We start from the raw sequence: 14,844 nt of genomic DNA on the forward strand, positions 1-14,844 counted from the left end.
TGAAGATTGAGGGTATTGAAACCATTATACTCAAAGATACAATGCAACTATTGTTAAGCTATCCGAGATTATCCCGTATAGAGAATATCGGACATTATTTTTGACTTATAGCTCTTTTTCTTTGAGATACTCTTCCGCAGATTTGGCAATGGTTTTGGCATCAAGAATGCCTTGGTAGATGTTAAATGTGTCAATTTCGCCTAACCATGTTTGTTCCCATTTGTTAGCTGATTTGCATAAGTAAGCTAGCTCGTTATGTATGTTGGAAATATTATTTGTTTTTTGTCGAAGATTTAATTGCACATCCACTAATTCTCCGTCGATATAATATTTTAATACTTTATTATCAAAGGTTGTTACAAAATGATGGAATCTGTTCTCAAGAACCGAATGTCCACCAGCAATAGTCAAAGCCTCCCATGGTTGATAGATTTTCCTTATACAGGTTATACCAGTTCCACTCCATTCACTTTTGTATGTCCATTGTGAAATATAGTTTATTGCACGACTACCACTTATGCATCCAAAATAAGAAAAACAACCTCCAATATCGCTTTTTACTACCGCCTCAAGGGTAATCGCAGAAAATGCATTAATGCTTATTTTAGGTGCTGGTAATTCTATATATTCACCTTGTTCATTAGCAACAAACATTCCATTTTCAATTTTACCATCTCCTAAAATCGTACCATGGGCTCCTCCAATAATGTCGTTAGCTGTTCCATTATCAAAAGTATATGAATGCCTTAATTCAGGTTTTGCTATTTGGGTTTTGTAATTATTTACTAAAAATTTATCGAGCTTTTTTTCATGCTCCTCCAACCTTTTTGCAGATTTAGCGATGGTTTTTTCATCAAGAATCCCTTCGTAGATATTAAATGTATCAATAGCACCTAACCATGTTTGGTCTTGCATATATCCAGACTTACACAAATAAGCGAATTTATTACTTAGGTTTTCAATTATATTATCCTCGTTGTCTATTGGACTGTGTACTAATTTACCATCAATATAAAACTTGAGTTCATGGTTATCAAATGTTGTGACGATATGATGAAACCTATCATCCTGTATGGCTTGGCCCCCAACATTGTTATGTGTTTCCCATGGGACTTCATAATTTTTGCATGAAATGCTAGTACCACAGGTTTCATTATTTATTAATGTCTGAAAGATATAATCTACTCCAACTTCATTGCTTTTGTTTCCAAAGTAAGAAAGCATTGTGTGAGTCTCATTGGCTTTACCAGCTATGACATAAGCCTCTAAAGAAATAGCTGAATATTCATTAATATTTATTTTGTCAGCAGGCAATTCAATATAATCGCCTTCTTCATCGGTAATAAATAAACCATTTAAAATCTCGCAATTGCCTTTAATTATTCCATGAGCTTCACCCACAACATCTTTAGCTGTGCCATCATCAAATGTATAAGAGTGTTTTAATACTGGCTCCTTCCAATTTATTTGACTGGCCATGCTCAAATAGGAAACTACCCCAAACGTTATTAACGTCGAAGCAATAATCCATAATATATAGTGATTCTTATTTACATGGAACATAGAATAACCTTGTTAAGTTCATTTTTAATTTAAACGCCTTTAACGAGACAGAGAGAGGATAGCATAACTTTTCCTTAAACTAATGCTTTTCACCTAAATTAGAAAAAACTGGTTTAAGAGCGTTATTGCAATCTTAAAAGTACAAAAAAAGAGGATACTGAAAAGTTAACCCGAAAAGTTAAAGTGATAATTTAGGTTTTCTTCTGATTTTGGTCATTAAATATTTGAGATAGGCATTGAGGAACAAATTTAAATACGTTATAAATTACTTTTTTAAGCCTAATTAAGCTGTGAAAATCCACAAGTGCATAACAGTTTTTGCTACATTTAAGCAGTAAAAATTTTATTGTAAAACTTATGGACACCCAATATAATAAATGGTATCATCCTTATGAACCAACTAAAGAATATAATAAACGCGTAGCCTATTTTAGTATGGAATTTGGCATACACCAATCCTTTAATATCTATTCTGGAGGCTTGGGGTTTTTGGCAGGATCACATATGCGTTCAGGTTATGAGCTCAAGCAAAACATGATTGGCATTGGCATGCTTTGGAAGTATGGCTATTATGATCAAGCCAGGAATGAGGACCAAACGCTTAGGGCAGAATTCAACGAAAAACATTTTGATTTTCTTGAAGACACCGGTATTGAGGTAGAAATTAAACTTCACGATAATCCGCATGTAAAGGTTCGTGCTTTTGTTTTAAAACCTGAGGTTTTTGGCACTGTGCCCATGTATTTTTTGACCACGGATGTAGATGGTAACGACCATTTATCGAGAACCATCACCAATCATTTGTACGACCAAAATCAAGTCACGCGCGTTTCCCAAAGTATCGTGTTGGGCATTGGCGGGGCAAAAGTAGTTGAAGTTTTAGGTGGCGCAGAAACCTATCATTTAAACGAAGGGCATGCATTACCTGCATTTTATTATTTAAGGGATAGGGGCGTTACTAAAGACCAAATGGTTTTCACAACCCATACTCCCGAAAAAGCAGGGAATGAAGAACGCGATGCAAGACATTTAAACCGGTGTGGTTTTTTTGGAAGAACGCTTTCCAATGAAGAATTGGAAAGGGAAATGGTAAATGGTGGAATGATTAATTATACGGTTTCCGCCTTAAGAATGAGTAAAAAGGCCAATGGCGTTTCAAAATTACATGCCAAGGTAGCAAATGACATGTGGAAAGATTATTACGGAGTTAGCCAAATCATACCGATTACCAATGCCCAGAATCAAAAGTTTTGGCAAGATGAAAGCGTAAAGCAAGCATGGATTCATGAAGATAAAAAAGGCTATAAATGGAGAAAGACCGAATTGAAGAATGAATTATTTCAAGAGGTTTATAACCAAACAGGAAAGTCTTTTAATCCGAGTGTTTTAACTATTGTTTGGGCAAGACGATTTGCCGCCTATAAAAGAGCTGATTTGTTGTTGCATGATTTTAATCGGTTCAAAAGATTGATTTCTAATCAACATTACCCCGTGCAGATTATTTGGGCCGGAAAACCTTATCCGTTTGATTATGGTGCCATAGATGTGTTTAACCATTTGGTGTACAATTCTAAAGCGGAACCAAATTTGGCGGTGCTTATTGGTTATGAAATAGATTTATCAAAAAAATTAAAATGTGGCTCCGATGTTTGGTTGAATACACCACGAATTACACGGGAGGCCTCAGGTACCAGTGGCATGACAGCTGCAATGAACGGTTCGGTTAACGTTTCAACAAATGATGGTTGGATACCCGAATTTCAAAAAGATGGGGAAAATTGCTTTGTCTTACCCGGATTAGACCACAATATGCCAACTTGGGACCAAGATAAATTGGACACAGAACATTTGTACAGTATTTTGGAGAATAAGGTGCTTCCAACTTATTACGACAATCCAGATAAATGGCAAGACATTGTATTTAATGCCATGGATGGCGTAATTCCGGAATTTACAACAGCAAGAATGGCTGATGAATATTATAAAAAGCTATTTTGAGATTAACTAACTAAATTTTAGTTTTCTTTATTTTTTAAGATGACGTAAATATCCTCACTTAACATTTCTGTAAACTGAGTTGCTCCATTTGTGTCAAAGTGCAACCCATCGTAGGTTTTAAATTTATTGGCTAAGTTTGAATAGTTCAAAAAAGGCACATTATACTGTTTTGCTATGCTGTCCATTTTCTGTTCAAAACTTGGCCATAATTTATGTTCTAAAATATTGAATTCCTCGTCCTGCGGAATTCTGACTATAAAAACATCACCTCTAGTTTTGAAGAATTCCAGTATCTTGATAAAGCTTTCAATCCTGTAGCTTGAGATTTGCTGAATACCCAATTGGGCTTCAAATTCTTTTAGTATTCCAGCTTTCCAAAAAGCAATATCTGTTGCTTTAATACTGTCTATTTCCGTATTTGGTCTTATTTCTAACCAACCATTCGGGTGCAATTCATAAAACAACCATTTGTCATATGGATGCAGGGCATTATATAGAGGCAATTCATAGGTGTTAATTATATAATTGTAATTGGGTTTGGTATCAACCTTATTTACTTTACCTAAAATAGTATGGTTCTTATCCATTTTGTAAATGTCTTCGGATTTCATCTTTAAAGGTGTTGAAAACGCCCCAGGAGAAACGGATACTATAAATAATTGACGATTTTTGATAGGTTTAATCTTCTTTTTTATAGATTCTAAATAAACTTCTCCAAAAGGTGAATTATTTACATTTAACGCATAATTAATTAAAGGGGTATCATAATAGTTCAAAGCTTGCAGCTTTTGTTCAATAATTTCAGGGTTTATTCCCTTGTTGGCTTTTGAAATCCCAATAATCAACCCACCCGCCTTTTGTGTAAATTTTTCATAGTAAATATCAACAAAATCTTGAGAAAGCCGATTTACTAAAAAGCCATAAACTCCTGCAAGAGCGATTATGATGAACGATAATTTTAATAAGAAGGATTTCATAAATTAAAATTGAAAATATATAAATGTATTTTGTCTATTTATGGCAAACAATGCGATTATAAACACATACGCTACATAATATGACCATCTAACGTAGGCAGGCTGACCAATAACTAGATCATAGATTTTATCGTTTCCTTTATAGTAATGAACAGTCTGAACACCCAATATAAAAATGATGCTTAAAATTAATTCGAAATAACTTTCCAGTATATTCACGTGCATACTTTTAAATTGAAACATGTGTTCAATATAGGTTAAAGCATCATTTAACGAAGGCGCACGGAAAAATACCAAAGTTAAAATGATATATGAAACACCAAAAAACCAGCCAATTAAATCTATACTTCGTTTTTTGAGCCCCAAGGAGTCAAAAACTTTTTTTCTCAGTTTTGCCGTGCCGAAATCCAAAATAAGCAACAGTGCATTAAGCAAGCCCCAAATAACAAAGGTCCAGCTCGCTCCATGCCAAAGCCCAACAACAAAAAATAGAATTATAACATTTCTAATAGTTTTGGCTTTTGACCCTCTAGACCCACCCAAAGGCAAGAACACATAATCGCGAAGCCATTGCATGAGCGATATATGCCAACTTTTCCAAAATCCGGAAACGGTAGTGGCAAAAATTGGTCTGTTAAAATTTTGCATTAATTCTACACCAATTGTTTTGGCAACACCTAATGCGATTGAAGTATATGCCGAAAAATCGAAATAAATTTGAAACATAAAAAATATGGCTCCCAAGGTTAGGGCAAAACCGTGTGGAGAATCAGGCTTGGCAAAAGCTGTATCTACATAGATACCGAGTCTATCGGCAACCACAACTTTTAAAAAAAAGCCCCATGCGATTAATATCAACCCCTTTTTAATATTTGGAAGGTTGACTTTTACATGACTACGTAATTGAGGAATCAAACGAGAGGCACGTTCGATTGGCCCTGCTACCAACTGGGGAAAGAAGGCAACATATAAGGCAAAAATGCCAAAGTGCCTTTCTGGTTTTATGGCACCTCTATAAATGTCAATAGTGTAGCTTAAAGTTTGAAAAGTATAAAAGCTTATACCGACCGGAAGCAAAATATTACTGAAATTGTAAGACCCCATATTTTCTTGGGTAGTCAATTCAACTCCAAAAAAGGTAAACAAATCATTAACTGAATTCGTGAAAAACCCAAGATACTTAAAAATAAAAAGCATGCCTAAATTAACCGTTAAGCTCAAGCCCAGATATAGTTTCTTCAGCTTATGGCTGGCATCTGCCATTTTAAGACCACAAAAGTAATCGGTAATGGTAGAAATTAATAAGAGGATAAGGAGTTCAGGCTCATGAAACGAGTAAAACAGATAACTGCCTAAAAGTAACCAGCCCCAACGGTATTTATGGTCAATAAAATAGAAACCAAAAACGATTATGGGCAAGAAAATCAGAAACTCAAATGAGTTGAACAACATAGTAGGCGATTTTGCAATTTTTTTTAGCCGATTTGAACGCTAAACTAATCTATTTTACAAAAATATCACACTTTATTACTCCAACGGTTTTTTAATTGGGTTAATCTGTGTTTTTTCAAAATGATTTGTGATTAATTGAGATTTATATATCTAAAATACAACTACTTAGTTGTATTTTGTTTTTGTGTTAAATTATAATTTAAATGATAAAAGGCCAATGAAATTAGAAGTTAATCAGTTTAAATATGAAAAGTCTAATGTTACAACAGATTAGTTATGTAACAAATGTTACTTAACGACAAAAATTTAAGTTGTAAATATGTACGTTTAGTTCTCCATAAGAATTAAGACGGTTAATAGCTAACAGGCGTATATCAGCATATACGCCTTTTCTTTTGTAAATTATTGAACCCGTTTTATAAACCTTGGTTCAATAATTTGTCCAAAATAATTTCAACGCCTTCTTCCGCATTGCTTTTTGTCATAAAGCGCGCAGTTTTTTTAACATCATCATGACCGTTTTCCATAGCATAGCTAAAATAGGCTAGTTCTAGCATTTCTAGGTCGTTGTTGTAATCACCAAAAGCCATGGTTTCTTCTTTTTTAACGCCGAGTTTTTGTTGAAGAATGTTTAAAGCGTAGCCTTTGTTGGCCTCGGCATGTGAAATGTCCAACCAGTTTTCACCAGAAACAATAACCTGCAAATCCGCTTTTAAAGCTTTAGCTGAAGGCAAAATATGTTTTTCAGAAGACTCGTAATGAAAAACGGCTATTTTTAAAAAATCGTCATCATCAACTTTGGTTAAATCATCAACTATGGCATACTCTTTATAATATTTGCTGAATCTTGAGATAAAATCTTCAGAATTGGTTTCAATATAGGCTCTCTTTCTTCCGCACAACACAATATAAGCGTCTTCAACATTTCGTAATAAAGAGACGGATTTTTGCACATTTTCTCGGGTTAATTTCAACAGAATGTGCTCTTGGTTGTTGTATTTCATGATGCCTCCATTCTCGGCAATTATGGATATATCGTCTTTTATAGAATGAAGTTTGTCTAGAATACTTTGGTATTGACGACCACTTGCAGCAATAAAATGAATGTTCTTTTCCTTTAAAGCATTAAACTGATTAAAAAATCGACTGCTGACCTCACTTTCCGGGTTTAGTAAGGTGCCGTCCATGTCTGATACTACTAGCTTTACTTTTGAAAAATCCATATATTTGATTGAAGGGCAAAAGTACTATTCTTTAACTAATTAAAATGTTAGCTAGATATTAATTTTTATGATGCTTGCGCTTAGAGCTACTAATTTTGACTTACAGTTTTTGCAAAAGTAATTTTGTAAATTGCGTAACTTTAATTTTATAGGTTAACGTATGGTTACTTTAAAACAATTGGCGAAAGAATTGAATGTTTCCATTTCAACGGTTTCTAAGGCGTTGAACAATAGTGAGGAAATAGGTGAAGACACCATAAGACGTGTTAAAGAACTCGCCGAACAACATAATTACACACCCAATAAAGTTGCGTTAAGCTTAAAGCAGAATAAAACAAAAACCATTGGGGTTATTATTCCCAATATTCTAAACCGATTTTTAGCAAAAGTGCTTTTTGGTATTGAACGTGAAGCAAATAAGCTTGGTTATAATATTATTACATGTATTTCTAACGAGTCTTTGGAGAAGGAAAAGGAAAGTTTAAAATTATTGGCCAACGGAAGCGTTGATGGTTTTATTTTGTCCGTCGCTGCCGAAACACAGGTTAAAAAGGAAATAGAACATTTTAGAAACACCATAAAAAAAGGGCTACCTATAGTCATGTTTGACCGCGTAGCACACGATGTGATGTGCGATAAAGTGATTGTTGATGATTTTGATGCCACCTATAATGCCACCAAAAGTTTATTGAACGACAACAGAAAACAAATTGCGTTTATTAGCAATATTGATGATCTTAGTGTGGGCAAGCTAAGGGAGCGTGGTTATAACAAGGCTATATTGGAAAACAGAAGTCTGGAGCCATTGGTTTTGAAAATTAAAAGTAAAGACGACCACCAAAAGAAAATAAAATCATTTTTAAAGAAGAATAAAAGTATTGATGCCGTAATTGCTGCGGACAGTTCCTCTGGTGTTATAACAATAAATGCGGCCGTTAACCTCGGTTACAAAGTGCCAAAAGATATATCGGTAATCGCATTTGCGAGCAAATCAGAATCAAATCATACACTTCCTAAGCTAACTACCATTCGTCAGCATGCCAAAGAAATTGGCTCAAGTGCTGCTCAAATGTTGATACACAGAATACAAAATCCGACGAACGGAGATGATGTTAAGACAAAAATTGTTAAGACTACCCTGATAAAAGACAAATCCACACGGTAAATCTTTGTGTGAAAATTACACTTATTTGCAGTTCATCGATGAAAAAGTGTGCATTTCGTCGAATTTTTTCCCGTTTATCGAAAAAAATTACACTTATTAAAAGTTGTTAACATATTTTAGCACCGTATAGTTGGGCGACCCAATTTCCCTAAGTCCAGCTTTATAAATTAATCCATTTAGACTTTTTAAGTCAATCCCTCAAAATTTATTTTATTGAATCGTTCAGCACTTTTTGTGTTTTCGATTTTAAGTTAATTATCCATTTTTTCCCTCATGCCAGATTTTATTTTTTAAAGTCTTGGCCAACAATTTTTATTTGAAAAGAGAAAAACTGTTTAACCTTAAAATCGAATTATATGAAATCCCTAAAAATTACTGTATTAGTAGCCGTTATTTTTGCATCGTTGGTATCTTGTACAAAACAAGACTTAACAGAAGATGATGTTTTGATCACTCCAGAAGTTATGACTCCAATTACTGGTGGTGGTGTAGATATGTAAATAAAGCACGCAATAACTGAATAAGAAACCTCTTTATTGTTTTTGTAAAGAGGTTTTTTTTATTGATTTAAATTGAAAAATTATAAATACATTTGAGAAATAGCCAATTTTACTATTTTCTTGAGGTTTTTAATTTTTAAAATACTTTTCTTGTTTTGTTTCACTATTGTACAGGCTCAAAGTGAACCCAACCAGGCTGTCATTGATTCCATTCATAGAAATGTATTGTCTTTTAAGGATAGAGACTCCACAGCTTTAGCAGCAGCAAATTATGCTTTAGGGGAGGTTTATCGTTATAGTTTTTTTGCTGATAGTGCCTATTATTACTACCATAATGCACAAAAGTATTACGAAAGCAAAAAAGACAACTACAAATTAGCCAGAACTCTATACGGTATTGCCGTTGTTCAAAAAAATGAAAAAGACCTTACAGGAAGCGAGTTAACTTCTGTTAGAGCTATGGCTTTATTAGAACCATTAAATGAAACAGAGGAGGTGATAGAGGCCAAATTGCGTATTTATAACAATTTAGGATTGGTTTTTGGTGAATTGGAACAGTATGAAGAATCAGTTTCATACTATAAAAAAAGTATTGAACTAATAGAAAAATTAGGAGGAGACAATAGAATAACGATGTATTTCGCCAAAAATAATTTGGCCCTCTCTTACAAAAAATCTAGTGCTTATGAATTGGCTTTAGAAAATTATGGTCAAATTTTAAATAATCCGGATTTGATTGATATTAGACCAGATTTTTACGCTTTGGTTTTAGATAACTACGCTCATACAAAATTTTTAAATAAGAATTTTGATGAGTTGCCAAATTTGTTTTTCGAAGCTTTGAAAGTTTCAGATAGCATAAATCCAGGAGGCTACAACTCTATCAGTATTAATCAACATCTAGCTGAGTATTATCATTACAAGAATGATGTTACTGCCGCCAAACATTATGCCTATCAAGCGAAAAATATAGCCCAAAATTACCACAAAGATGAATTGTTGAGTTCTTTATTACTGTTATCAAAAATTGAGAAGGGAGAAAAAGCCGTAGAGCATTTAAGCGCCTATATCAAGCTTAACGATAGCTTGCAGAAAAATGAACGCGCCATCAGAAACAAGTTTGCCAGAATCCGTTTTGAAACCAGCCAAATTGAAAAAGAAAACATTCAAATTGCAAAAGAACGTATGTGGCTATTGATAATTTCGGTGGTCATCATTATAGCTTCCATATTATTATATCTGGTCATCGCACAAAGGAATAAAAACAAAGAATTACAGTTTATTCAACAGCAGCAGGAAACCAACGAAGAAATCTACAATTTAATGTTATCACAAAACGAGAGCATTGAAGAGGCTAGGGCACTTGAGAAAAAGCGAATATCGGAAGAGCTGCACGATGGTGTTTTGGGTCGATTATTTGGTACACGATTAAGTTTGGATAGTTTGAACATGAACAATAGTTTAGAAGCAGTAAAAACCAGAGGCCAATACATTGCAGAACTTAAAACCATAGAGGAAGACATCAGGAAAGTGTCGCACGAATTGAATACCGATTTTGTTTCAGGTTCTGGATTCATAGATATTATTAAAACCTTGGTTGAAACGCAAACCATGGCATACAATCTTACTTATAAATTAGAACATGATGACGACATTAATTGGGATGCAGTAAGCAATAAAAAGAAAATACATTTTTATAGAATAATTCAGGAAACGTTACATAATATTTATAAACATGCCGAAGCCAATCACGTTAACATTAGTTTTAAACTAAAAAATAATGTAATTTGCCTGTCAATAACCGATGATGGTTCTGGATTTGATGTAAACAAAGCAAAGTCTGGCATTGGTTTAAAAAATATAAACTCAAGAATAAATGAGATAAACGGAACCCTTAAAATAACCTCAGAAAAAGAGGTTGGAACCACAGTAATTATCGAGGCACCAATACCCTAACGCCAAAATTATGACTGAAAAAATAAAAATATTAATGATTGATGACCACCCAATGATTATTGAAGGTTATCAAAACACACTACTTTTTACAAAAAAGGACAATCAAGAATTAAGCATTGATATAGCCAATAATTGTGATGAGGCTGTAAAATTAATGGATTTATCCGTTAAAAATGAAAGGCCTTACAATGTATTGTTTGTAGATATAAGTTTGCCCCCTTCAAAAGATGGCTCCATGAGTTCAGGGGAAGACTTGTCTGAATATGCACGGAAGATTTTACCAAAAGCAAAGATTATTATTTTAACGATGTTCAATGAGTCGTTTAGAATTCATAATATTATAAAAACTATTGATCCGGAAGGTTTTTTAATTAAGAGTGATTTAACTTCCAGTGAGCTTGCAAGTGCTTTTCAGGCCGTACTCAACAATCCACCATTTTATAGCGGAACGGTTAACAGCCATATTAGAAAAACGATTACTAGTGACATTGTTATTGATGACAAAAACAGAAAAATTCTTCACCTATTGTCGCAAGGGGTAAAAACTAAAAACTTGGCTGCACATCTAGACATTTCCTTGAGTGCTATTGAAAAAAGAAAAAAGCAATTAAGGGATATTTTTGAAGTCCAAGATGGCCAGGATGAAACCCTCCTCAATGAAGCCAGGAAAAAAGGTTTTGTGTAGCTTTGTTATTACAAAAAAAGTTAAAAAATGAATTTCTTAAAGGAAATTCATTTTTTTTTATCGTTGAAATCTATTGCTATTACTAAGGTCTATATTATACCCGTAAAGTAGTTACGGGTTTTCCGCAGATCAAAAAGAATGGTTATAAATATCTTTGTATTATCAACACTTTTAAAAATTAATTAATCCCTCAATTTTTTTGTTGATAATAGCAATTTACAAAGCCCTGTGGAGGTGAGAGACCCACAGGGTTTCTTCTTTTTAGAATTGGAATATTGCTTCTCTATAATCCCAAACAATTCCTAAATAGAGACCTAAATAAATAATGGCCACAACAAATTTTATAAAGGTTGAGGTTAAAAACCCAATAAATGAACCAAACGCGGCTTTCGCGGCAGTTTTGGAGTCACTTTTGTTTATAAGTTCGCCAATGAGTGCGCCAACAAAAGGTCCAATAATTATTCCTCCCGGTATAGGAGCAATCAAACCGACGATCAACCCAATGGTGGTTCCAATCATACCGTATCTTGTGCCACCAAAGCGTTTGGTTCCAATTGCAGGGATAATATAATCGAGCATCCAAATAAATAATGCGATGGCAAGCGTTATAATTAAAAACGACTTATCCATGGGGATGGCGCCAGTAAAATGAACAACCAATAGGCCAACCCAGCTTGTTAAAGGGCCAGGAAGTACGGGCAAAAAACTGCCAATGATTCCTAGAATCATAATGAAGAGTGCAATAATAATTAAAATAATATCCATTGTAATGTTTAAGTAATTCAACTATTTAGACTAAAATTCGTATAAAATGTTACATTTTTAAACTAAAAAATTAGTTTAAACTAATTTTTTAGTTATATTTGTTGAACTAAGAATTTAGTTAAAAAGATAAAACAACAAATAAAAATGATACAACTTACCAAAGCCGAAGAGGACATAATGAAAATACTATGGCAGCTTAAAAGAGCCAATGTAAAAGCAATATTAGAGCAACTTCCAGAGCCAAAACCAGCCTATAACACGGTGTCTACAATAGTTAGGATTCTTGAGAATAAAGGTGTTGTAGATTACAAAAAGGAAGGTAAGGGACATATTTACTTTCCTATATTAAAGCAGCAAGATTATAGTAATCAGTCCATTAATAAGTTGGTAGATAATTATTTTCAGGGTTCTTTTAAGAGCATGGTGTCTTTTTTTATGAAGAAAAACGACATCAGTTTAAGCGAATTGGAATCGGTTTTAAAAGATATCAATAAAACGGAGTAACCATGGTACATTATATTTTTCAAACCATAGTATTTCAGTTATTTTTTCTTTTGGTGTATGATGTATGGCTAAAAAAAGAAACCTTTTTTAATTGTAATAGGGCGTATTTGTTAACTACAATGGCAGTGTCATTTATTTTGCCATTCATCAAGATTGAGCGTTTTAAAACCGTAATGCCACAAGAATTTATTATTTCGTTGCCCGAAGTGATTTTGGGGCAGCCAAAAGCAACCAGCACAATTGCATTACAACCTGTAAACATTGATGCTACTATGGCCGAAACGATTTCAATTTTCACATGGGAAAATCTGTTTTATCTTGGGGCAACTACAGCGTTTGTACTGTTTTCCGTAAAGCTTTTAAGGCTACTTGTCTTAATTCGAGATAATCCAAAAACCAGATGGGGAAAATTAACCTTAATCCATGTGCTTAGAAGTACCAGTGCCTTTTCGTTTTTTAACTACATTTTCTTAGGCGAACAACTTAATGAAGATGAAAAAGCAACCATTTTAAAACACGAAATGGTTCATGCAGGCCAAAACCATACTCTAGATTTATTGTTTTTTGAATTGCTTCGTATTGTGCTTTGGTTCAACCCCTTTGTCTATATATACCAAAATAGAATAGTGGCGCTTCACGAGTTTATTGCGGATGCACAAGCAGTGAAACATCAAAGCAAAACTGATTATTACCAAAACCTTTTAGCCCAAGTTTTTCAAACCAAAAATATTTCAATCATCAATCCATTTTATAAACAATCATTAATCAAAAAACGAATCGTTATGTTGCAAAAAAGAAAATCAAAACAAATTCATTTGTTAAAGTATGTCCTGTTAATTCCTTTGGTTTTTGGGATGTTGGTCTATTCATCTTGTGCCCAGGAGAAAATGAAAAGTTCAACTTATGAACCGTCTATTTCAGAACAGCTAGAATCACTAAAAAAATCTATGGATGCTAAGGGAGGTAAGCTAACGGATGAAGAAAAACAGAACTTGATAAAATTAATGGAGAATGTAGACTTCACTCAGACGAAATCGAGTCCTTGGAAAGTTTCAGTTGGAGTGAACAATTCTGAATTTAACGAAGTTGATGTGCCATTTTCAGTGATAGAACAACCTCCGGTTTTTGCTGATTGCGAAAAAATGTCAACGAAAGAAGAACAAAAAAGCTGTACAGTAAAAGAAATTTTCGATCATGTAGCTAGAAATTTCAATTCCAAAATAGGCAAAGAATACGATTTAAGTGGAAGACAGCGCATCAATGTTATTTTTAAAATTGATAAAGAAGGTAATGTTACAGACGTTAGTGCCAAAGCGCCTGTTCCTGCTTTAGAAGAGGAAGCAATACGCGTGGTTCAAATGCTTCCAAAGTTTGAGCCAGGGGCTCATAACGGGAAGGCTGTAAACGTGCCTTTTTCCTTGCCAATAATTTTTGAAATTCCCGAATAGTTTTCAACTAATGAATGATTAAAAGCCGAAGTCAAACTTCGGTTTTTTTGTTTTTGTGCAGTTACAATTCAAAAAAATTGTACTTTTCGGTTTCAGTTGTAATTTATGAGGATATTTTTGGTTTGGATATGTGTTTTAATGCTCTATTCTTGCGAGTATTTTAATGCGAAAAAAACATCTCCCGAAGCCATTTTAAACGAAGAACTGCAAACATTCAATTGGAACGATGTTGATGAATATCCTAGCTTTTCAGTATGCGAATCATCTATTTCAAAAACAGAAAAGCAAGTGTGTTTTCAGTACACATTGACCAATCACATTACCAATTATCTAAAAAAGGAAAAGATTGTTGTAACCCAAGATATAAAAGATACGGTAATTCTTCAGTTTCAGGTATCAAAACAAGGGGATCTATCTTTATTGAAAGCTGATATAGATTCTCTCACGAAACAGGAAATTCCAGAAATAAAAGGGTTGCTTCAAAAAAGTTTGGATTCACTGCCCAGAATTTTCCCAGCCATAAAACGCGGACAACAAGTTACAACCGAGTTTAATTTGCCTATTATTATCAACGTAAATTAGGGCAATTTTGTCAGGTTGAGTATTTC

Annotated in this window: 13 protein-coding genes; 8 read left to right on the forward strand and 5 right to left on the reverse strand. The window is 33.8% G+C overall.

Translation table 11 applies throughout. The features are described 5' to 3' along the window. Positions 1 to 105 precede the first annotated feature (105 nt). Positions 106 to 1,563 (reverse strand): LamG-like jellyroll fold domain-containing protein, encoded by a 1,458-nt coding sequence (locus tag WJN01_RS04945; protein WP_445196025.1) that lies wholly within the window; start codon positions 1,561 to 1,563, stop codon positions 106 to 108. A 357-nt stretch (positions 1,564 to 1,920) separates the two neighbouring features. On the opposite strand from WJN01_RS04945, the gene glgP reads away from it, so the two are divergent. Beyond that, a complete protein-coding gene (gene glgP / locus WJN01_RS04950; RefSeq protein WP_445196026.1) occupies positions 1,921 to 3,561 on the forward strand; it encodes an alpha-glucan family phosphorylase in 1,641 nt (546 codons plus the stop codon). 17 nt (positions 3,562 to 3,578) lie between these two features. Here glgP and WJN01_RS04955 read toward each other — a convergent pair whose 3' ends face one another. The 3 genes from WJN01_RS04955 to WJN01_RS04965 form a co-directional block, all read right to left on the reverse strand. Next, on the reverse strand, positions 3,579 to 4,538 hold the full coding sequence (locus WJN01_RS04955; protein WP_445196027.1) for a hypothetical protein: 960 nt from the start codon (positions 4,536 to 4,538) through the stop codon (positions 3,579 to 3,581). 3 nt (positions 4,539 to 4,541) lie between these two features. Next, on the reverse strand, positions 4,542 to 5,990 hold the full coding sequence (locus tag WJN01_RS04960; protein WP_445196028.1) for an MBOAT family O-acyltransferase: 1,449 nt from the start codon (positions 5,988 to 5,990) through the stop codon (positions 4,542 to 4,544). Between the two features lie 416 nt (positions 5,991 to 6,406). Continuing rightward, complete coding sequence (locus WJN01_RS04965; RefSeq protein WP_445196029.1) at positions 6,407 to 7,213, reverse strand: HAD family hydrolase; 807 nt, start codon at positions 7,211 to 7,213, stop codon at positions 6,407 to 6,409. Positions 7,214 to 7,373: 160 nt separating this feature from the next. Between WJN01_RS04965 and WJN01_RS04970 the strand changes: the two genes are divergently transcribed. The 4 genes from WJN01_RS04970 to WJN01_RS04985 all read left to right on the forward strand — a co-directional run bounded on the left by WJN01_RS04970 (position 7,374) and on the right by WJN01_RS04985 (position 11,519). After that, complete coding sequence (locus WJN01_RS04970) at positions 7,374 to 8,378, forward strand: LacI family DNA-binding transcriptional regulator (protein WP_445196030.1); 1,005 nt, start codon at positions 7,374 to 7,376, stop codon at positions 8,376 to 8,378. Between the two features lie 356 nt (positions 8,379 to 8,734). Continuing rightward, entirely contained in the window at positions 8,735 to 8,878 is a 144-nt protein-coding gene (locus tag WJN01_RS04975; protein ID WP_445196031.1) for a hypothetical protein, read from the forward strand. A gap of 150 nt (positions 8,879 to 9,028) precedes the next feature. Continuing rightward, entirely contained in the window at positions 9,029 to 10,834 is a 1,806-nt protein-coding gene (locus WJN01_RS04980; protein WP_445196032.1) for an ATP-binding protein, read from the forward strand. 10 nt (positions 10,835 to 10,844) lie between these two features. Then, the gene (locus WJN01_RS04985; protein ID WP_445196033.1) at positions 10,845 to 11,519 is read left to right on the forward strand and encodes a response regulator; all 675 of its coding nucleotides are present in this window, start codon (positions 10,845 to 10,847) and stop codon (positions 11,517 to 11,519) included. A gap of 261 nt (positions 11,520 to 11,780) precedes the next feature. Here WJN01_RS04985 and WJN01_RS04990 read toward each other — a convergent pair whose 3' ends face one another. Then, on the reverse strand, positions 11,781 to 12,284 hold the full coding sequence (locus WJN01_RS04990; protein ID WP_445196034.1) for a DUF456 domain-containing protein: 504 nt from the start codon (positions 12,282 to 12,284) through the stop codon (positions 11,781 to 11,783). Between the two features lie 144 nt (positions 12,285 to 12,428). Between WJN01_RS04990 and WJN01_RS04995 the strand changes: the two genes are divergently transcribed. The 3 genes from WJN01_RS04995 (at position 12,429) to WJN01_RS05005 (ending at position 14,818) form a co-directional block, all read left to right on the forward strand. Continuing rightward, positions 12,429 to 12,788: a BlaI/MecI/CopY family transcriptional regulator gene (locus WJN01_RS04995; protein WP_445196035.1), complete on the forward strand. Its 360-nt coding sequence runs from the start codon at positions 12,429 to 12,431 to the stop codon at positions 12,786 to 12,788. Positions 12,789 to 12,790: 2 nt separating this feature from the next. Next, positions 12,791 to 14,236 (forward strand): M56 family metallopeptidase, encoded by a 1,446-nt coding sequence (locus WJN01_RS05000; RefSeq protein WP_445196036.1) that lies wholly within the window; start codon positions 12,791 to 12,793, stop codon positions 14,234 to 14,236. Between the two features lie 105 nt (positions 14,237 to 14,341). Next, a complete protein-coding gene (locus WJN01_RS05005) occupies positions 14,342 to 14,818 on the forward strand; it encodes a hypothetical protein (RefSeq protein WP_445196037.1) in 477 nt (158 codons plus the stop codon). Positions 14,819 to 14,844 lie beyond the last annotated feature (26 nt).

The sequence above is a fragment of the Tamlana sedimenti genome, from assembly GCF_038148895.1.
GTDB lineage: Bacteria > Bacteroidota > Bacteroidia > Flavobacteriales > Flavobacteriaceae > Tamlana.